Annotated in this window: 20 protein-coding genes; 6 read left to right on the top strand and 14 right to left on the bottom strand. The window is 76.2% G+C overall.

From position 1 onward, the window contains the following. Positions 1-84: 84 nt before the first annotated feature. The 3 genes from ACU610_RS22845 to ACU610_RS22835 form a co-directional block, all read right to left on the bottom strand. Positions 85-1605 (bottom strand): alpha/beta hydrolase, encoded by a 1521-nt coding sequence (locus tag ACU610_RS22845; protein WP_446769981.1) that lies wholly within the window; start codon positions 1603-1605, stop codon positions 85-87. Further along, positions 1602-1919 carry a hypothetical protein gene (locus ACU610_RS22840; RefSeq protein WP_446769980.1) on the bottom strand — a complete coding sequence of 106 codons (318 nt, stop codon included), beginning with the start codon at positions 1917-1919 and terminating at the stop codon, positions 1602-1604. The genes ACU610_RS22845 and ACU610_RS22840 overlap by 4 nt, the downstream gene beginning before the upstream one ends. Positions 1920-2091: 172 nt before the next feature. Next, positions 2092-4347 carry a sodium-translocating pyrophosphatase gene (locus tag ACU610_RS22835; RefSeq protein WP_446769979.1) on the bottom strand — a complete coding sequence of 752 codons (2256 nt, stop codon included), beginning with the start codon at positions 4345-4347 and terminating at the stop codon, positions 2092-2094. A gap of 200 nt (positions 4348-4547) precedes the next feature. Here ACU610_RS22835 and ACU610_RS22830 point away from each other — a divergent pair, with 200 nt between their 5' ends. Next, a complete protein-coding gene (locus tag ACU610_RS22830) occupies positions 4548-7040 on the top strand; it encodes a DEAD/DEAH box helicase (RefSeq protein WP_446769978.1) in 2493 nt (830 codons plus the stop codon). A gap of 213 nt (positions 7041-7253) precedes the next feature. Here the strand turns inward: ACU610_RS22830 and ACU610_RS22825 are convergent, their stop codons facing one another. Both ACU610_RS22825 and ACU610_RS22820 read right to left on the bottom strand, forming a co-directional pair. Beyond that, a complete protein-coding gene (locus ACU610_RS22825) occupies positions 7254-7940 on the bottom strand; it encodes a cyclase family protein (RefSeq protein ID WP_446769977.1) in 687 nt (228 codons plus the stop codon). A gap of 16 nt (positions 7941-7956) precedes the next feature. Next, entirely contained in the window at positions 7957-8166 is a 210-nt protein-coding gene (locus ACU610_RS22820) for a hypothetical protein (RefSeq protein ID WP_446769976.1), read from the bottom strand. A gap of 142 nt (positions 8167-8308) precedes the next feature. Here ACU610_RS22820 and ACU610_RS22815 point away from each other — a divergent pair, with 142 nt between their 5' ends. Further along, on the top strand, positions 8309-9889 hold the full coding sequence (locus ACU610_RS22815; RefSeq protein WP_446769975.1) for a purine-cytosine permease family protein: 1581 nt from the start codon (positions 8309-8311) through the stop codon (positions 9887-9889). Next, the gene (locus ACU610_RS22810) at positions 9886-10011 is read left to right on the top strand and encodes a hypothetical protein (protein WP_446769974.1); all 126 of its coding nucleotides are present in this window, start codon (positions 9886-9888) and stop codon (positions 10009-10011) included. The genes ACU610_RS22815 and ACU610_RS22810 overlap by 4 nt, the downstream gene beginning before the upstream one ends. A 7-nt stretch (positions 10012-10018) precedes the next feature. Here ACU610_RS22810 and ACU610_RS22805 read toward each other — a convergent pair whose 3' ends face one another. The 7 genes from ACU610_RS22805 to ssd form a co-directional block, all read right to left on the bottom strand. Continuing rightward, on the bottom strand, positions 10019-10387 hold the full coding sequence (locus ACU610_RS22805; protein WP_446769973.1) for an Rv3654c family TadE-like protein: 369 nt from the start codon (positions 10385-10387) through the stop codon (positions 10019-10021). Continuing rightward, positions 10384-10788, bottom strand: coding sequence for a TadE family type IV pilus minor pilin (locus ACU610_RS22800; RefSeq protein ID WP_446769972.1), 405 nt, complete (start codon positions 10786-10788; stop codon positions 10384-10386). The genes ACU610_RS22805 and ACU610_RS22800 overlap by 4 nt, the downstream gene beginning before the upstream one ends. Beyond that, a complete protein-coding gene (locus ACU610_RS22795; protein ID WP_446769971.1) occupies positions 10788-11054 on the bottom strand; it encodes a DUF4244 domain-containing protein in 267 nt (88 codons plus the stop codon). The genes ACU610_RS22800 and ACU610_RS22795 overlap by 1 nt, the downstream gene beginning before the upstream one ends. Positions 11055-11183: 129 nt before the next feature. Further along, entirely contained in the window at positions 11184-11903 is a 720-nt protein-coding gene (locus ACU610_RS22790) for a type II secretion system F family protein (protein ID WP_446769970.1), read from the bottom strand. Beyond that, positions 11900-12688 (bottom strand): type II secretion system F family protein, encoded by a 789-nt coding sequence (locus ACU610_RS22785; RefSeq protein WP_446769969.1) that lies wholly within the window; start codon positions 12686-12688, stop codon positions 11900-11902. Before ACU610_RS22785 ends, ACU610_RS22790 begins: the two co-directional genes overlap by 4 nt. Beyond that, positions 12685-13824: a TadA family conjugal transfer-associated ATPase gene (locus ACU610_RS22780; protein ID WP_446769968.1), complete on the bottom strand. Its 1140-nt coding sequence runs from the start codon at positions 13822-13824 to the stop codon at positions 12685-12687. Before ACU610_RS22780 ends, ACU610_RS22785 begins: the two co-directional genes overlap by 4 nt. Further along, entirely contained in the window at positions 13821-14915 is a 1095-nt protein-coding gene (gene ssd, locus ACU610_RS22775) for a septum site-determining protein Ssd (RefSeq protein WP_446769967.1), read from the bottom strand. Before ssd ends, ACU610_RS22780 begins: the two co-directional genes overlap by 4 nt. A 127-nt stretch (positions 14916-15042) precedes the next feature. Between ssd and ACU610_RS22770 the strand changes: the two genes are divergently transcribed. After that, positions 15043-15885 carry an HAD family hydrolase gene (locus ACU610_RS22770; RefSeq protein ID WP_446769966.1) on the top strand — a complete coding sequence of 281 codons (843 nt, stop codon included), beginning with the start codon at positions 15043-15045 and terminating at the stop codon, positions 15883-15885. Positions 15886-15992: 107 nt separating this feature from the next. On the opposite strand, the gene ACU610_RS22765 is transcribed toward ACU610_RS22770, so the two are convergent. Beyond that, a complete protein-coding gene (locus tag ACU610_RS22765; protein ID WP_446769965.1) occupies positions 15993-16961 on the bottom strand; it encodes an aldo/keto reductase in 969 nt (322 codons plus the stop codon). Between the two features lie 21 nt (positions 16962-16982). Next, positions 16983-17771: an oxidoreductase gene (locus ACU610_RS22760; RefSeq protein WP_446769964.1), complete on the bottom strand. Its 789-nt coding sequence runs from the start codon at positions 17769-17771 to the stop codon at positions 16983-16985. A 74-nt stretch (positions 17772-17845) separates the two neighbouring features. On the opposite strand from ACU610_RS22760, the gene ACU610_RS22755 reads away from it, so the two are divergent. Next, entirely contained in the window at positions 17846-18397 is a 552-nt protein-coding gene (locus ACU610_RS22755; RefSeq protein WP_446769963.1) for a histidine phosphatase family protein, read from the top strand. 25 nt (positions 18398-18422) lie between these two features. Further along, positions 18423-18944 (top strand): bifunctional adenosylcobinamide kinase/adenosylcobinamide-phosphate guanylyltransferase, encoded by a 522-nt coding sequence (cobU, locus tag ACU610_RS22750; protein ID WP_446769962.1) that lies wholly within the window; start codon positions 18423-18425, stop codon positions 18942-18944. Positions 18945-18996 lie beyond the last annotated feature (52 nt).

The following is an 18996-nucleotide window of genomic DNA, read 5'->3' as shown; positions in this document are numbered from 1 at the left end:
GGAGCCCGGTGGCGACCCACTGTGGGCGTGCCGTCACCCGGTCCAATGGTCGAGGGTCGCGCCGTGTTCCCGAGCCCCTGCGGGTCATGCCGGCTCCCGGACCCCGGCCACCACCTCACCGATCGCCGCCCGCGTCGGGAAGTGTTCGTCGTAGTACTCGGTGTGCACCATCACCTCGTCGACCGGCAGCCCGATCGCCCCGAAGGAGGAACTCCACGTCGGGTGCTCACCGTGGGCGTCCCACCAGGAGATCGGGTCGAACAACGGAGATGCCTCGTAGACCTCGGCCACCTCCAACTCGTCCGCGTCGTTGTCCATCCCGGGACTGCCGTTGAGGACCACCGCACTGGCTGCCAGGTCGCCGGGGGCGTCGGCGGCCGCGTCGACCACCGTGGTCCCGTAGCTGTGCGCGCTGACGACGACCCGCGCCGGATCGTGGTGGCGCGCGGCAGCGAGACCGTCCAGGGCGCGGTCGAGCGCAGCGCCTCCCGTGCGGCTGATCGACGTGCCGAGTGCCCCCGGGCCCATCGGGGGGCGGTATCCGAACCAGGCCACCGCGGCCACGGCCAGCCCGGGCGCGGCGGCGCGGGCGGCACCTGCCACCGAGTCGGCGTTGTCCGCGAGCGCGTCGAGGTCGCTCTCCGGTGTGTTGAGCATGCCCGGGACCAGCAGTGCGATCGAGTCGGCGGTGTCCACATCCCCCAGTCCGAGAGCCACCAGTTCGTCCGCGGGAGCGAACTGCAGCAACTGCACCCGTTCCCCGGCCGACTCCCTGTTGGAGATCTCCGCCGCCACCGAGACCGCGACCGCGTGCCCCGGCGTGGACCCGTCTGCCAGCACCCGGCCGAGTACCAGCCGGTTGGCACGGTCACGAGCCCAGCCGGGCAGCCCCTCGAGCCCGCCGACCCGGCTGGGGTCAGCGCGGATCGCGCCATGCCGCTCGGCCGTCGACAGAGTCGCCCACCAACCGGCCACCGCGGCCGGGCCCGCACCTGTCGGTGGACAGGGCACGGACACCGTCGCGGTCGCCGCGTCCACCATCCAGGACAGATCGTCGAAGGTCGCGGGCGCGAGGGTGCTGCCCAGTCCCAACCGGACGAGGGCGTCCGTCGCCTCACCCGCGGCGAGTCCGGCGCGTGCCGCAGCCTGCAGCGCCTCCGTGGCGAGCTCCTGCACCTGCAGCGCTGCGGCGGTCGGGTCGGCCTCGAGTCCCGGTGCGGCGGCGCTCGGGAAGAGCGGTGGCGGATCGGCGAGCCGCCCGGCGCCGTCGAGCACGACGGGGATCGACGCGGCAGCGGCCAGCGCCCGCTCGGCGAGCTCCTGGGCGGTCTCCGCCTCGGCCAGCAGGCGCTGCGCGTGCTCGAGCGACTCGTCGAGGGCCGCGGTGACCGCGGTGGCGACCGTCGAGACCTCCACGAGCGCGGCGCCGGCGGACTGCGCGGCCGGCCCGTGCCAGCAGTGTGCGTCCTCCAGCGAGCGGCCGACGGCCTCCACCCGGGCCCGCCAGGCCGGCAGCCCACCGGCGATCGAGTCGAGCGTCCAGACCGCCCCGCGCAGCAGTGGGACGTCCCACGCCGCGACCTCGGCGAGGGTGGGAGCGCTCACCGGGCGGCCGGGGTGTGACGCCGGGCGAGCACCCGGTCGGCCAGTGCCGCGTCGGCCGCCCGGTAGGAGTCGACGGCCGCGGACAGGGTCGCGGCGAGCGCCCCGGTCTGCTGCCCCAGGAGCTCCAGGGCGGTGCCCCACCCGGAGCCCGCGGCGGCGGCGCTCTCCCCGGCTCCGCCGCTGACCGCCGTCCCCAGGGAGACCGCGGTGGACCGGCACAGCTGCGCGTCCTCCGTGAGCTCGGCGGCGAGGCCGGCCAGCTCGGCGGCCAGCGCGTCGATGGCGTCGAACTCCGCGGCGATCGTGGTGGACACGTCAGGACCTCCCTGCGTCTGCCCGGGCCCACGGCGGGTCCGGTGCGGCGGGACGCTAGGCCGACCGGGTGCCGCCGCCGGGGTGTCCGTCCACAGCAACGGACGCCGTCCACACACCGGGCACGGACGCGCCGTTCGGCGCGGTCCGTGCCCGAGGGTGCGGTGCGTGCGGTCAGGGAACGCTGGTGGTCAGCGGGGTCGGGGCGTCGGTGGGGGCACCGCCGACCACGACCGAACGGCGCTTGGAGACGACGACGGCGCCGACGATCACCAGGGCCGCGACCACCGCGATCGCGATGCGGACGGCCGTGTTCTGCCCCTCGCCCACCGACAGGCCGACCACGGCCGGCGCGATGAGCAGGGCCACCAGGTTCATCACCTTGATCAACGGGTTGATCGCGGGGCCCGCGGTGTCCTTGAACGGGTCGCCGACGGTGTCGCCGATGACCGTGGCGGCGTGCGCCTCGCTGCCCTTCCCGCCGTAGGCGCCGTCCTCGACCATCTTCTTGGCGTTGTCCCAGGCGCCGCCGGAGTTGGCGAGGAAGACGGCCATGAGGGTGCCGGCCGCGATGGCCCCGACCAGGTAGGCCGCCAGGGGGCCGACGCCGAGCCCGAAGCCGACCGCCACGGGGGCGAGGACGGCGAGCAGTCCGGGAGTGGCCAGCTCGCGCAGCGAGTCCTTGGTGCAGATGTCGACGACCGCGCCGTAGTCCGGCCGCTCGGTGCGGTCCATGATCCCGGGGTGGGTGCGGAACTGCTCCCGCACCTCGAAGACCACCCGGCCGGCCGCACGGGAGACCGCGCTGATCGCCAGGCCCGAGAAGAAGAAGACGACCGACGCGCCGAGCACCGCGCCGACGACGTTGCTCGGGTCCACCAGGCTGAACGCCTCGCCGATGTCCGCGCCGTCCAGTGCCGCGCGCACCTGCTCGTTGTAGGAGCCGAACAGCGCCGTCGCCGCGAGGACGGCGGTGGCGATGGCGATGCCCTTGGTGATGGCCTTGGTCGTGTTGCCCACCGCGTCGAGGTCGGTGAGCACGCGCGCGCCCTCCTCGTCGATGTCGCCGGACATCTCGGCGATCCCCTGCGCGTTGTCGCTGACCGGGCCGAAGGTGTCCATCGAGACGATGACGCCGGCCGTCGTGAGCAGGCCGCAGCCGGCGAGCGCGACCGCGTAGAGCGCCGCACCGCCGCCGATGAGGAAGGCCCCGTAGACCGCCCCGCCGATGAGCAGGGCCGCGTACACCGCCGACTCCAGCCCGAGCGAGATGCCGGAGAGGATCACCGTCGCGGGGCCGGTCAGCGAGCTGCGCCCGACGTCCTGGACCGGCTTGCGGCTGGTCTCGGTGAAGTAGCCGGTGAGCTGCTGGATGGCCGCGGCGAGCACGATGCCGACCAGCACCGCCACGAAACCGAGCACCTGCGGGCTGACCACGCTGTCGGGGACGTCGGCCACGTCGGGCAGCACGGTGAACGAGGCCGCCGCCACGAGGACGAGGGAGACGACCGCGGAGGTGAAGAAGCCCCGGTTGATCGGCGCCAGACCGCTCGCGTCGCCCTTGCCCGGGTTGCTGGCCAGGATGCCGACGACCGAGGCGATCACCCCGATGGCGGCGACCACGAGGGGGAAGACCATGCCGACGGCGCCGAAGAAGACCTGGCCGAGGATGAGGGCGGCGACCAGGGTGACGGCGTAGGACTCGAACAGGTCGGCGGCCATGCCCGCGCAGTCGCCGACGTTGTCGCCCACGTTGTCGGCGATGGTCGCCGCGTTGCGCGGGTCGTCCTCGGGGATGCCTGCCTCGACCTTGCCCACCAGGTCCGCGCCGACGTCGGCGGCCTTGGTGAAGATGCCGCCGCCGACGCGCATGAACATCGCCAGCAGGGCCCCGCCGAAGCCGAAGCCCTCGAGCACCACGGGAGCGGTCTCGTCGAACAGCAGCAGCGCGAGGGCCGCCCCGAACAGGCCGAGGCCCACGGTGATCATCCCGCAGACGCCGCCGGTGCGGTACGCGGTGCGGAAGGCCGGGCGGTAGCCGCCCGAGCGTGCGGCGGCGGCCACGCGCACGTTGCCGCGGGTGGCCAGGGTCATCCCGATGAAGCCGACCATGGCCGAGAACAGGGCACCGACCAGGAAGAACAACGCCCTGCCGATGCGGGTTCCCCAGCCGCCGTCGTGCACGGGCAGCACCAGCAGGAGCAGGAAGACGATGACCGCGAAGGCGCCGAGCGTCTTGAACTGTCTGCGCAGGTACGCCGCGGCACCCTCCTGCACCGCCTGCGCGATCTCGCGCATCGTCGGAGTGCCCTGGTCGGCCGCCATGACGGCGCGGACCAGGTAGGCCGCGAAGGCGAGAGCGGCGAGCGAGACGGCGAGGACGATCGTGACCAGCACGACGTCCCCGCCGGAGAGTGCACTGTCCGGCATGTGTTCCTCCCAGCGATCGGCTGCCCCCGGGACCCGCTGGCTCCGGTCGGCCGAGGTACGCGTCCAGCACGCACGGGCCTGCACGGCTGGTGCCGCCGGAGTGTAAGGGAGATCACACCCCGTACCGGTAGTCCCGCAGCCGGTGGAGTTCGCCGCCGGGGAGCCAGCGCGAGGTCACCCGCAGGTGTGACAGTTGGGGGGTGACCGCGGTACGCCCGGTCCGGTCGGCTCCCCCTCCCGGCACGGACTCTCTTCCCCAGGGTGGGTCGCCCTCCCTCGCCGGCACGCCGCCGCCGGGGGCCGACCTGCTGGACGCCGTCCTCTCCGGGACTCCCGAGGAGGAGCAGCCGGTCACCCACGTGCACCGGATGCCGGTGCGGGACAGCCGCACCCTGCCGTGGCCCACGTGGGTGAGCCCGGAGCTGCGGGCGCGGCTCGAGGCGCGGGGCGTGTCCGCACCGTGGCGGCACCAGGTCGAGGCCGCGCAGCTGGCCCGGAACGGTTCGCACGTCGTGGTGGCCACGGGGACGGCGTCGGGCAAGTCGCTGGCCTACCAGCTGCCTGCGCTGACCCGGCTCGCCGAGGACCCCCGCGCCTGCGTCCTGTACCTAGCGCCGACCAAGGCCCTCGCCCGCGACCAGCTGGCGTCGGTGGCCGAGCTGGCCGACCCGTCGGTGCGCCCCGCGGCCTACGACGGCGACACCCCGATGGAGGAGCGGGAGTGGATCCGGCGGCACTCGCGCTGGATCGTCACCAACCCCGACATGCTGCACCGCGGCGTGCTGCCCGCGCACCAGAAGTGGTCGAGCACCCTGCGCCGGCTGGCCTACGTCGTCGTCGACGAGTGCCACGCCTACCGCGGCGTCTTCGGCTCGCACGTCGGCCACGTGCTGCGCCGGCTGCGGCGGATCTGCCGCCGCTACGGCGCCGAGCCGGTGTTCCTGCTGGCCTCGGCGACCGTGGCCGAGCCGGCCGCAGCGGCCACCCGCCTGGTCGGCGCCCCGGTCGTCGCCGTGACCGAGGACGGCTCGCCGCGCCCGGGTGCGACCTTCGCGCTGTGGGAGCCGCCGCTGACCGAGCGCACGGGCGAGCACGGCGCCCCGCTGCGCCGCTCGGCGGCCGCCGACGCCGCCACCCTGCTGGCCGACCTGGTCGAGCGCGGCGCCCGCACGCTGGCGTTCGTCCGGTCCCGGCGCAGCGCGGAGTCGGTCGCCGAGCAGGCCCGGCACGTGCTGCGCGACCACGGCCGCGCCGACCTGGCCCGTCGGGTCGACTCCTACCGCGGCGGCTACCTGCCCGAGGAACGGCGGGAGCTGGAGCGGGCGCTGTCGGCCGGCGAGCTGCTCGGCGTGGCCACCACCAACGCCCTCGAGCTGGGCATCGACATCGCCGGCCTGGACGCGGTGGTGCTCGCCGGCTACCCCGGCACCCTGGCCTCGCTGTGGCAGCAGGCCGGCCGGGCCGGACGGGCACAGCGGGAGTCACTGGTCGTGTTCGTGGCCCGGGACGACCCGCTGGACCACTACCTCGCCCACCACCCGCGCGCGGTGTTCGGCCGGCCGGTGGAGGCCACCGTCACCGACCCCACCAACCCCTACGTGCTGGGACCGCAGCTGTGCTGCGCGGCCGCCGAGCTGCCGCTGGTCCCCGAGGACCTGGCCGACTTCGGGGGTGCAGCGGCCGAGGCCCGGGTCGAGGAGCTCGTCGCCGACGGCGCGCTGCGCCGCCGTCCCACCGGCTGGTACTGGGTCGGGCGGGGCCGGCCGGACGTCGACATCCGCGGCAGTGGCCTGGCGCCGGTGACGATCATCGAGGGCGACACCGGCCGCCTGCTCGGCACCGTGGACGGCGACGCTGCGCACGCGACCGTGCACACCGGCGCGGTCTACGTGCACCGCGGCGAGACCTACGTCGTCGACGAGTTCGACGTGGACGAGGCCGTCGCGGTGGTGCACCCGGAGAGCCCCGAGTGGACGACGGTGGCCCGTGACGTCACCGACCTCGCGATCGTGGCCACCGACCGGTCGCGGTCGCTGGGCACGGTCACCGCGCACACCGGGGTCGTCGACGTGACCAACCAGGTGGTGGCCTACCAGCGTCGCCGGCTGGGGACCGGTGAGGTGCTCGCCGAGTTCCCGCTGGACCTGCCGGCCCGCCAGCTGCGCACCCGCGCGGTGTGGCTGACCCTCGACGCGCGGGCCGTCTGCCGGGCCGAGGTGGACGACGCCGAGCTCCCCGGCTCGCTGCACGCCGCCGAGCACGCCGCCATCGGCATCCTGCCGCTGCTGGCCACCTGCGACCGGTGGGACCTCGGCGGGGTCTCGACCGCCCTGCACCCCGACACCGGCGCGGCCACGATCGTCGTCTACGACGGGCACCCCGGCGGCGCGGGCTTCGCCGAGCGCGGGTTCGCCGTGCTGCGGCGCTGGCTGCAGGCGACCCGGGCGACGGTTGCCACCTGCGAGTGCGAGAGCGGCTGCCCCTCCTGCGTGCAGTCGCCCAAGTGCGGCAACGGCAACGAGCCGCTGGACAAGGCCGGGGCGGTGCGGGTGCTCGACGTGGTCCTCGACGAGCTGGCCACCGCCGAGGCGGCCAGCGAGGGCACCCTCGACGACGCTGCCGACGAGGCCGACGCCGAGGACGGCCCCGCGCGGGCGCAGCCCGAGCCGGTCGAGGACGACCTCGTCTTCTGACCCGGTCCACCACGGCGCACCGGCGCGGCTGACCGACCGGGCCGCCGTGGGTCGACGGGCGCCTGCGGGAGGTGGCGTGGTCACCGGCCCCTGCGTCCTCCCGTCCCCTGACGTGGTCGCGGCCGCGGTGTCCTACCTGTGCAGCGATCCGGCCGGCGCCGTCGTCGGGCAGCTGCTCATCACGGGTCGGGGCGGGTCGCTGCGGCCTGAGCCTCAGCGACCGAGGCCGAACGCCACCGCGCGCACGGGGGCGCCGTCGGCACCGGCCAGCCGCAGCGGCAGGACGCTGACCACCGGGTCCACCTGCGGGACGGCACCCAGGTTGCGCAGGTTCTCCACGATCACGCCGCCCACGCCGAGCACCTCGAAGTGGGCGGCGAACCCGTCCGCGGGCGCGCCACCGATGACGGTCTCGTCGAGGCTCAGCGCGTCGAGCCCGACCGTGCGGACCCCGGTGGCCACCACCCGCGCAGCGGCGTCCCCGGTCAGGTACGGGTGGTCGAAGTAGGCGTCGGTCCCCCAGTGCTCGTCCCAGCCGGTCCGGAGCAGCAGGATGCGGCCCGGGCCGAGCAGGTGCACGCACGGCTGCAGGTCCGCCCACTCGATCCGCCCGTGGGGCGGCCTGCCGCGGACGTCGGCGACGACGGCCGGCCCGAGGAAGTACTCGAGCGGGACCTCGTCGATGCGGGCGCCGTCGTCGAGGAAGTGGTACGGGGCGTCGACGTGGGTGCCGGTCTGGGACCCCATCCGCACGTGCAGGACGTTGTAGCCGTCGGCCGCGACCGTGGCGGCGGGCGTGAACCGGGCGACCGGGTCGCCGGGGTACACCGGGGTGTCGTCGTCCAGTGGGTGCGACAGGTCGACGACCTCGCGGACGGGCTGGGCTGCGGAGCCGGTCACCTGACCTCCTCGTCGGTCACGGTGCGGGGGTGAGGACCCACAGGACCTCACAGGTCGCGGTCGTCGAGAGGTCGGCGCGGGTGTGCGCCGTGGCGCCCGGCATCGTGAGCGCGTCGCCCGCATTCTGGACGACCGGCTCCCCCGGCAGCGGGAGCTGCAGCCGCGCCTGCACCAGCGCGGCCCCGGGGTTGCGCGGCCGCGTCACTCGCCGCGACTCGGCCGCCATGCCGCCCTGCTCCCGCCACGTCCGCTCCGTGCATCCGAGCACGGGAGTGCGACAGCTGGAAAACACTGGTTGCCTAGCAAGCAACCCGTGTCTAGCCTCGGCGCACCGCGGTGGGCGTCCACCGCCTCACCGGGAGGTGCACATGAGCGGAGCCGAGGTCGCCGGGCTGGCCGCCGAGCAGAGACGGCCGCGGGCCACCGAGGTCGAGCAGCACGGCATCGACACGATCCCCGACGCCGAGCGGACGTCCCGGCCCTTCGACCTGTTCCGCATCCAGTTCGGCGGAGCGAACACCTTCGCCACCGTCATCCTCGGCACCTTCCCGGTGCTGCTGGGCCTCGACCTCGTGGAGGCCGTGGCCGCCACCGTCCTGGGCGTGGTCGTCGGCGCGCTGATCCTCATGCCGATGGGGCTGTTCGGCCCGCGGACCGGGACGAACAACGCCGTCTCCTCCGGCGCCCACTTCGGCGTCCGCGGTCGCGTGCTGGGCTCGTTCCTGTCGCTGCTGACCGCGCTCTCGTTCTACTCGATCTCGGTGTGGGTCAGCGGGGACGCTCTCGTCGGCGCGGCCACCCGGCTCTTCGGCACCGGGGACTCCGACCTGCTCCGCGGGATCGTCTACGCGGTGCTCGGCGCCCTGGTGATCGTCGTCGTCATCTACGGCTACCAACTGATGCTGCTGGTCAACAAGGTCGTGGTGCTGGCGAACACGACGCTGATGCTGCTCGGCCTGGTGGCCTACGCGACGCTCTTCGACCCCTCCTACGACCCCGGCCCCGACGCCTACGCGCTCGGCGGCTTCTGGCCCACCTTCGTGCTCTCCGCCCTGATCGTCATGGGCAACCCGGTCAGCTTCGGCGCCTTCCTCGGCGACTGGTCCCGCTACATCCCCGCCGACACCCGCCCGTCGCGGCTGCTCCTGGCCACGTTCTCCGGTCAGCTGGCCACGCTCGTGCCGTTCCTTTTCGGCGTGGGGACGGCGACGCTGGTGGCCGGGGAGGCCGACTACGTCTTCGCGCTGATCCAGGTCTCGCCGCTCTGGTACGCGGTCCTGCTCATGGCGGTGGCCTTCCTCGGCGGGATGTCGACCGGCGTCACCTCGCTGTACGGGACCGGGTTGGACTTCTCCTCGGTCTTCCCCCGCCTCAACCGGGTGCAGGCGTCGCTGTTCATCGGCACCCTGTCGTTCGTCTTCATCCTGGTCGGGCGGCTGGTCTTCGACCTGCTGTCCAGCGTCAACGCCTTCATCGGCGCCATCGTCATCTGCACCACGCCGTGGATGGTGATCATGATGATCGGCTACTGGGTGCGCCGCGGGTACTACGCGCCCGAGGACGTCCAGGTCTTCAACCAGGGCCGGCTGGGTGGCCGCTACTGGTTCGCCGGCGGCGTGAACTGGCGCGGGATGGTGGCCTGGATCCCGGCCGCGATCGTCGGCCTGCTGTTCGCCAACTACCCACCGCTGATCGAGGGTCCGCTGCGCAACGCGGCCGGCGGGGTGGACGTCAGCCTCCCCGTGTCCCTCGGGCTGGCCGCGGTGGTCTACCTCGTGCTGCTGTTCGCCTTCCCCGAGCCCCGGTACGCCTTCGGCCCGGCGGGCCCCCGGCTGGTGCCCACCAAGGAGGCCGAGGTGCCACCGGTGACCGACGACCCCCGTGCGTCGGTGCACCGCGCCGGTCGTCGCTCCCCCGTCCCGGCCGCCGCCGAGCCGGTCGACCGGTGAGCGGGCCCCCCGACGAGGTGCGCCGGGCGGCGGCGGACCTCGTGGCCGCTCTCGGGCGCAGCGACCTGGACCGGGACCTCGGGCCCGTGCACCCGTCCCCGGCTCCTCCGGTGGCCGGGTAGCCGCGGCTCAGGGCGCCACGGGGCCGGCCCGCGCGCGGGCACCGGCCCGGCTGACGCCCAGGGGGCCGAGCCGCACCGGCACCGCCACGCCGACCTCGACCACCGCCCCGTCGCCGACGGTGCAGGCGGTCAGCCGGGCGCCGTTGGCGCCGGCCACCTCGCCGGCCGCGGCACAGGCTCCGGGCTCGCCGCGGACGGCGTGCTCGGCACCGGCCAGGGCCGCGAGGTCGGCGGCGGTGGTGGCCCGGTGGCGGGCGACCACCGCCGCCCCGACGAGCACCGCCGCCACCCCGATGGCGGCGAGGACGCCGGCGAGGGCGGCCACCCACACCGTGGCCGAGCCCCGCTCCCCCGGCACCCGGGCCCGGAGGCTCACCCCGCCTCCCCCGCGGTGCCCGGCTCGCGCTGGCTCACCGCGGAGGCCGAGACCGGGACCCGGAGGGGGACCGGGCCCAGCGGCGCCACCTCCGCCGTCACCGTGACGGTGACGGCGGACCCGTCGACGGCCACCTCGGTCGTCGCCCCTCGGGGGGCGGCCTGTCCGGCGAGCGCGGTCACCAGCGCGGTGTCCTCACCCCGGGCGGCCGCCCGTGCCCCCTCACGGGCCGCGTCGACGCAGCGCAGCTGCGCCCCGACGACGGTCACCGCGGCGACGGCGCCGGCGAGCACGAGCAGGAGCACCGGCAGCACCACCGCCGTCTCCGCCGTCACCATGCCCGATTCCCCGCGGCCGAGGCAGGAGTGCTGCCGGACCACGCCGTGGCGCCGCCGGCCCATCAGGAGAGGGTGGCCAGTGCGTCGGCCACGAGAGCGCTGAGCCCGTCGACGACCGAGCCACCGGTGACGACGCGGTAGAGCACGGCGGCGAAGGCGCAGGCCGCGACGGTGCCGACGGCGTACTCGGCGGTGCTCATCCCGGCCTCACCGGCGGCCCGCACACGGGCCCAGCGCGCGCGCAGTCCGCGGGGTGCCGCCTCCTCCACCGGAACTCCGCCCGCATCGGGCGGTTCCTCCTGGGGTCGGGTCTCGCAGCGTGCGGTCACGGTGCCTCCTCGGGATCGCGGCCCGCCTTCCGGGCCGTCGCGGTCGACCCTCCCGACGTCCGCGGGGCGGACCCAGGTCCGCGGCGGATCTGTGGACGCGCCGGCCCGCTGTGGACACCGGGCGCGGGGTCAGCCGAAGACGTCGGCGGCGATGCCGAGCACCAGCGGCACCACGCCCAGGCAGAGGAAGGCCGGCAGGAAGCAGACGCCGAGCGGCGCCAGCACCCACACCCCGGCCCGGCGGACCGCGGCGTCGACCCGGCTGCGCTCACCGGCGCGGGCGTCGGCGGCCAGCGACCGCAGCGCCGGGACGACGGTCGACCCCGACTCGCCGGCGCGCACCAGCACCCGGCCGAGGACGGCCAGCGCCGGAGGTGCGTCGGCCCACGCCCGTCGCGGCGCGGCGCCCAGCCGGTACAGGCCGGCGACCGTGGCGAGCTCGGGGCCGAGCGGACCGGGCACGCCGGTCGCCACCGCGGCCAGGGCGCCACCCACGGGCAGCCCTGCCTCCAGGCAGACCGCGAGCAGGTCGCAGGCCACCGGCAGGTCCGCCTCGGGAGCCGGGCCGGCCCGCGAGCCGACCTGCCCGCCCCGGCGCAGCAGCCGCTCGCCGCCGACCGCGACGAGCCCGGCCACCACGGCCCCCGGTGCGCCGCCGACCAGCAGCCCGGCGGCCAGGCCCGCGGCGCCGGCGAGCAGCCACCGCCGCCGGACGTCGGCGGGACCAGGCCCGGGTGCGGTCGTCCCGTGCCGGCCGGCCAGCCGACGGGCGCGGACGGCGACGGGCGGGCGGACCGGCCAGCAGAGCAGCGCAGCCGCTGCCAGCAGCGCCACCGCGGCGGTGTTCACCGCGTGGCCCGGGACACCAGCCGCGCCGACCAGGCCAGCCCGGCGACCTCCAGCCCCACCCCGGCCACCAGCAGCACCTGGCCGGAGAACGTCGTGGTCAGCACCCGCCACGGGTCGGCGCCCACGCCACCACCCATGACCAGCCCCAGCACCGGGAGCCCGGCCAGCAGCGCCGCGCTGGCCCGCGAGCCGGCGGTGGCCGAGCGCAGGTCCAGCCGCTGCCGGGACCGGGCACGCAGGTCGTCCTCCACCGCGCCGACGACGGCGGCCAGCGAGCAACCGGTGCGTGCGCTCAGCCGTGCGGCCGCGGCCACCCGGCCCAGTGCCGGCCCGAGCTCGCCGTCGGCGCCCACACCGCCGTCCTCGGGGGATCGGACCGCTCGGGCGAGCGCCCGGCCGCTGTCCTCGTCCGCGCAGGCTGCGACAGCGGCGCGGGTGGCCTCGTCCAGCGAGCGGCCCCCGCGCAGCTCCGCGCCCAGGGCGGTCAGTGCCTCGACCAGCGCGGCCAGCCGCGCCTCCTCCCGCACGCCCGCCCGACGGCGCAGCTCCGCCCCGGCCGCGAGCGCTGCACAGCCGGCGGCCAGGGCCGCCACCAGGGGGGTGCTCAGCACAGCCGCGATCCCGCCGGCGGCGACCGCGGCGACGGCCGGCAGCGGGACCGCAGCGGCCGGGTGCAGGGCGGCGCCCGCCGGGCGGGTCAGCGACCGTCGGCGTTCCCGGCGCAGCGCCGCGCGCCCCGGCCACAGGGCCAGGGCAGCGGCGAGCAGCAGCAGCCCGCCGGTCACCCGCACCCCATCGACAGCAGCTCCGAGAGCCGCGGCGCGCCCGGGCACGGGCCGCCGTCGGCACGCCAGGCGGACTCCACGACGACGAGGTCCCCGGCGCGGCGGACCACGCCGACCTCCTCGACCCGCCGTCCGCCCGGCGTCCGGCGCAGGTGCACCACCGCGGACAGGGCCGCGGCCGCCTGGCTGTGCACGGCCAGCCGGTCCAGGCCCGCGGCGACCCCCAGCGCCTCCAGCCGCGCGGGGACCTCGGCCGGCCGGTTGGCGTGGAGGGTGCCGCAGCCGCCGTCGTGCCCGGTGTTGAGGGCGGTGAGCAGGTCGGTGACCTCCGCACCGCGGACCTCGCCCACCACGAGCCGGTCGGGCCGCATCCGCAGCGCCTGGCGGACCAGGTCGCGCAACGTCACCTCGCCGACCCCCTCGACGTTGGGCGGCCGGGTGGCCAGCCGGACGACGTGCGGGTGCGCCGGCACCAGCTCCGGGGCGTCCTCGCAGAGCACCAGCCGCTCGCCGGGCGGGACGAGGCCGAGCAGCGCCGCGAGCAGCGTCGTCTTGCCCGAGCCGGTGCCGCCGGTGACCAGGAAGGCCAGCCGCCCGGCGACCAGCGCCTGCAGCAGCTCCCCGGACGCCCCGGGGAAGGCGCCGCGCGCGGCCAGGTCGGCGAAGGACAGCGAGGCCCGGCGCAGCACCCGCAGCGACAGGCAGGTGCCGCTGCCCGACACCGGTGGGAGCACCGCGTGCAGCCGGGTGCCGTCGGGCAGGCCGGCGTCCACCCAGGGCGCGGCGTCGTCGAGCCGCCGCCCGGCCGCGGCGGCCAGGCGGACGGCGAGACGGCGCACCGCGTCCTCGTCCGGGAAGCGCACCAGCGTGCGCTCCAGCCCGCTGCCGCGGTCGACCCAGACCTGGTCCGGGCCGTTGACCAGCACGTCGCTGACACCGGACTCGCGCAGCAGCGGCTCCAGCGGACCGGCCCCGGCGAGCTCGTCGACCGCGTCACGGACCGCCTGCAGCACGTCGTCGTCGCCGAGCAGGCCACCGGACTCCTCCCGCACCAGCGCGGCGACCGTGGCCCGCGTCGGGACCCCGGGCTCGAGGACCAGCCGCGCACGGACCCGGTCGACCAGTGCCCCGTTCACGCCGCGGCTCCGTCCACCCCGGACAGCTCGGCCAGCACCCGGCGGGACAGCGCCCCCAGCGGCGAGCGCGCCCCCACCTGCGGCGGCCGGCCCTGCTCCCCGCGGCGGAGCGCGCTGCGGTCGGTGCCCAGCTCACCCAGCACCGGACGGCCGACCACGTCGGCGACCTCATCGGCGGACAACCCTCCGGGCACCGACCGGACCACCAGCTGCGCCGCGGACCACGCCGCCGGCCGGCCGTCCCGGCCGGGCTCGACGAGCAGCCGGGCCGCCGACGCCGCCCGGAGACGGGCCGGGACGACGAGCACCGCGAGGTCGGCCTCGGCCAGCACGGCCACGGTCGCCTCGGGAGCGGCGGTGCGGGGCAGGTCGACGACCACCGGCCAGCCACCCGTACGCGCCGCCTCGACGACCGCGGTCAGTGCCCCGGCCGGGACCTCGCCGGGCGCCGAGCGCGAGGCGGCGAGCACCGAGACGCCCCCGACCTCCGGCAGCGCCGCCATGAGCGCGTCGCCGGCCACCCGGCCGCGCAGCCCCGCGAGGTCCGGCCAGCGCAGGCCCTCGTCACGCTCGGCACCGAGCAGCAGGTCCAACCCGCCGCCCCAGCCGTCGGTGTCGACCAGCAGGACGCCGTCACCGCCCGGCGCGGCGGTGAGCGCGAGCGCCACCGCCAACGTGCTCACCCCCACCCCACCGCAGCTCCCGCCCACCACGACGAGCCGGCCGCGGTCGACCGGACGGCGCAGCGCCGAGGCCACCCGCGAGACCAGCCAGCCCTCGTCGGCCGGCAGCACGGCCACCCGCTCGGCGCCCTGCTCGACCGCGGCCGCCCAGACCGGCGCCGGGGGCTCCTCCGCCGCGACGACGACCACGCCGGGACGGCGGGGCAGCCCCCGCAGCGGCGCGGACGTCACGACGTCGGTGCCGAGCAGCACCAGGGGCGCCTCCCGGTGGGCGCGGCGCAGCGCCGGGCCGCCCGTGGCGACCTCCGGCTCGGCGCCCGCCGCGGCGAGCAGCCGCAGCAGGTCGTCGAGCAGGTCCTCGTCGGCACTGGCGACGAGCGGGCGGGGCGGGGGCCGGAACGCGGACACGCCCGCCAGCCCAGCGCCGGGACGGGCGTGCCGCGAGGGGCGGCCGGGATCTGTGGATGACCCCTCCGGGTGTGGACGGCGCAGTGAGCGGCGTCACAACGGTGTTGCTCACTTACAGTCGTGAACCGTGACCCGCGCAGCGGCGTTCTTCGACCTGGACAAGACGGTCATCGCCAAGTCCAGCACCCTGGCCTTCGGCCGCCCGTTCTTCCAGGGCGGGCTGATCAACCGGCGCGCCGTCCTCAAGGGCGCCTACGCGCAACTGGTCTTCTCCCTCGCCGGAGCCGACGCGCACCAGATGGAGCGCATGCGGGCACAGATCACCGAGATGTGCACCGGGTGGGACGTCGCGACCGTGCACGAGATCGTGCGCGAGACGCTGCACGACATCGTCGAGCCGATGGTCTACGCCGAGGCCGCCGACCTGATCGAGGAGCACCGGGCCGCCGGCCGGGAGATCGTCATCGTCTCCAGCAGTGGCGCGGAGATGGTGGAGCCGATCGGCGAGATGCTCGGCGTCGACCGCGTCGTGGCCACTCGCATGGTGACCGTCGACGGCCGCTACACCGGCGAGATCGACTTCTACGCCTACGGGGAGAACAAGGCCGTCGCCGTCCGGCAGGTGGCCGCCGAGAACGGCTACGACCTGGCCGACTGCTACGCCTACAGCGACTCGATCACCGACCTGCCGATGCTCTCGGCGGTCGGGCACCCGACCGCGGTCAACCCCGACCGGGCGCTGCGGAAGGCGGCCGCCGAGCACGGCTGGCCGGTGCTGGAGTTCACCTGGCCGGTGACCGTGCGCTCGCGCTTCCCGGTCCCGTCCGCCCCGGTGGTCACCGGTGCGGCGATGAGCGTGGGCGCCGCCGTGGCGGGCCTGGCGTGGTACGCCCGCCGGCGGGCGCTCCGGGTGGTCGCCGAGACGCCCCCGGCGCCCGTACCGGGCCGCTGGTGGCGCCGCGGCGCCTGAAGGAGGACCCCCCTGCCCCCACGACTCCGTGGCGAGGAGCACGGGGGCCTTCTCCCTGCACGGGGGCCTCGCCCCTGCACGGGGGCCACCGGCCACGGGGACGGCGCTCAGAGCGGCAGGCGCTCGCGCACCCGCTCCACGAGCGTGCGCACCGCGGACACCGGCCGGAACGCCCGCGCCGCCGCGGTCAGCGCGGCCTGCTCGTCCGGACGCAGGTCGATGTCGGCCGCCGCGGCGTTGGCCTCGACCTGGGCGACGCTGGAGGCCCCGGGGATCACGACCACCCGCGGCAGGGAGACCAGCCACGCCAGCGCGGTCTGCGCGGGCGTGATGTCGTGGGCCGCGGCGACCTCCCGGAGGACCTCGAGCAGCGGCTCGGCGCGGCGCAGGTTCTCGGTGCCGAAGAGCGGGTTGGCCGCGCGGACACCCCCGGGCCGGTTGCCCACGCCGTACCGCCCGCCGAGCAGACCCTGCGCCAGGGGGCTGTAGGCCATGACCATCCGGCCCTCGCGCTCGGCGAAGGGCACCAGGTCGTCGAGAGCCGACGGCGCGGCCAGCGAGAAGTGCACCTGGTTGCTGACCACCGGCCGGCCGAGGGCGGCGTCGGCCGCCTGCCAGCGCTCCAGCGAGTAGTTGGAGACGCCGACGGCCCCGATGCGGTCCGCGTCGAGCAGCTCGCGCATCCCGGTCATCGTCACCGAGTCGGGCACCACCGGGTTGGGCTGGTGCACCTGGTACAGCGGCACGCGGTCCAACCCGAGGCGGCGCGCGCTGCCGGCCAGCCGGCTGCGGACGACGGGCGGGAACGGGGCCACCGGGAAGAGCTTGCTGGCGACGACGACGTCCGCCCGTTCGTCCCCCAGCGCCTCCCCGAGGATCCGCTCGCTGCGGCCGAAGCCGTAGACCTCCGCGGTGTCGAACAGGGTCACACCCAGCTCGCGGGCCCGCCGGACGATCGCCTTGGCCTCACCGGAGGCGTAGGCGTCGCCGTAGCCCCACTCGCGGGAGCCGAACTGCCAGGTACCCAGGCCCACGCGGCTGACCGCACCGAGCCCGTCGACGTCGAGATGGCGCACGGGCCCCAGTCTGCCCGCCCGTCAGCCGCGGAGCAGGGCCTCGGCGATCGCCAGCCCCTCCAGCGCCCCGTGCTCGGTGGCGCGGCAGCAGTGCACCAGCCAGCCCGCCACACCGTCGGGCTGCCCGGAGGCGTAGCCGGCCAGCGCGCGGGTGTACTCGTCGCGCCCGAACTCGGCGAAGCCGACCTCGGGCACCGACACCGCCTTCGGGTCCAGTCCGCGGGTGATGCCGGTCAGCCGCGCCGCGGCGCGCGCGACCACGCCGTCGGCCGTGCCGAAGGGGGCGATCGCGGCCAGCTCACCGTGCACCACCGCGGCCAGGACGACGGCCGGCACCGAGCTCTCCCCCGTGACGAGGGAGAACAGCCCTCCGAGCCGCGGTCCGGCGTGCGCGCCGGGTCGGCCGAGGTCGGCGCGGTCGGCGAGGTCCGCCGCGGCCAGCACGTGCAGCCGGGCGAGCACCTGGCCGGGCGCCCGGGTCCAGGTCTCCTGCATCGAGCCGAGGGCGACCGAGGCACGCAGGGCGCCCTGCACGACCGGGTGGTCGACCTGCCCCGCCCGCAGGTCGGCCAGCGGGACGTCGACCCCCTCCAGGGCGGCGGAGGCCCGGGCGCCGCGCAGCGCCGACTCGGTGCTGACCTCGGCCGACCGGTTGCGCATCAGCCGGTGCCGCAACAGGCGGTCGATCCCGCTGCGGGCGGCCTCGGCGGCGTCCCGCACGCCGGGCAGGTCGAGCAGCGGGGCGAGCGGGTCGGCAGCGGTGGGGCGGGCCGCCGGGCGGCCGGCACCGGGACGCACGGGGATCGTCACGCACCGACGGTACGAGGCGGGCCGCGGTGACCGGCGGCACCCCGTCCAGAGCCCTGACTAGGCTGCCTGCCACCATGGCCCGGCCCCTGACCCTGCTGCTCGTCCGCCACGGGCAGAGCGAGTGGAACGCCGCGGGCCTCATGCAGGGGCAGACCGCGCACGTGCCGCTGACCGAGCTCGGGCACGCGCAGGCGGCCGCGGCGGCACGGGAGCTCGTGGCGCTGCGTCCGGGGGCACTCGTCTCCAGCGACCTGCGCCGCGCCGTGCAGACCGCCGAGCACTGCGCCCGCGCCACGGGGCTGCCGCTGACGACCACGCCGGCACTGCGCGAGCAGGGCTACGGAGCGCTCGAGGGCCGCCCCTCGAGGGAACTGTGGGACGTCGTCGACTGGACCGATCCGCACTGGGCGGCGCCCGGCGGGGAGAGCCTGGCCGAGCTGCACGCCCGCGTCGGCGCCTACCTGAAGGCCCTGTGCGCCGATCCGCCGGCCGAGGTGATCGCGCTGGTGACCCACGGCGACACGATCCGGGCCGCGCAGGCGGTCGCCACCGGGCTCGGGCCGGACGCCATGCCCGTGGTGACCCCGCACAACGGCACGGTGACGCCGCTGGAGGTCGTCCCGTGAGCGCCGCGAGGACGACGGGCGAGCGATGAGCAGGGTCCTCGTGCTCGGCGGGTCGCGATCGGGCAAGTCCGCGCACGCGGAGTCGCTGGTGGCCGACGCCCGCGACGTCACCTACCTGGCGACCTCTCCTGCGGTCCCGGGGGACAACGAGTGGGCCGAGCGGGTTGCCGCGCACCGGGCCCGCCGTCCCTCGGGCTGGACGACGCTGGAGACGACCGCGCCCAGCGACCTGCTGCGCCGCGGGACCGTGCTGGTCGACAGCATCACCACCTGGGTGGCCGCGCTGATGGACCAGACCGGCGTCTGGACCGACGAGCCCGGCGCGTCGGACCGCCTGGCCCGCCGCTGCGACGCGCTGGTCGAGGCCTGGACGATGACGCCGGCGCACGTGGTGGCGGTGTCGGACGAGGTGGGGCTGGGCGTGGTGCCCGAGACCCGCGCCGGGCGGCTGTTCCGCGACACCCTCGGCTCGGTCAACCAGCGGTTGGCCGGCACCGCCGACGAGGTGTGGTTCGTGGTCGCCGGGCTGCCGCAGCGACTCCGGTGAGCCGATGCGTGAGCGAGGGTGGGCGAGCGGTCGCGCGGGCCGGTGGGACCAC

The organism is Geodermatophilus sp. URMC 61 (assembly GCF_052931555.1).
This window is presented reverse-complemented; position numbering and strand designations above follow the sequence as displayed.

Excerpts from the sequence above, each read along its gene's own strand:
- ACU610_RS22835 (WP_446769979.1), bottom strand. The coding sequence starts at position 4,347 with ATGCCGGACAGTGCACTCTCCGGCGGGGACGTCGTGCTGGTCACGATC.
- ACU610_RS22820 (WP_446769976.1), bottom strand. The coding sequence starts at position 8,166 with ATGGCGGCCGAGTCGCGGCGAGTGACGCGGCCGCGCAACCCCGGGGCC.
- ACU610_RS22815 (WP_446769975.1), top strand. The coding sequence starts at position 8,309 with ATGAGCGGAGCCGAGGTCGCCGGGCTGGCCGCCGAGCAGAGACGGCCG.
- ACU610_RS22800 (WP_446769972.1), bottom strand. The coding sequence starts at position 10,788 with ATGGGCCGGCGGCGCCACGGCGTGGTCCGGCAGCACTCCTGCCTCGGC.
- ACU610_RS22755 (WP_446769963.1), top strand. The coding sequence starts at position 17,846 with ATGGCCCGGCCCCTGACCCTGCTGCTCGTCCGCCACGGGCAGAGCGAG.
- cobU (WP_446769962.1), top strand. The coding sequence starts at position 18,423 with ATGAGCAGGGTCCTCGTGCTCGGCGGGTCGCGATCGGGCAAGTCCGCG.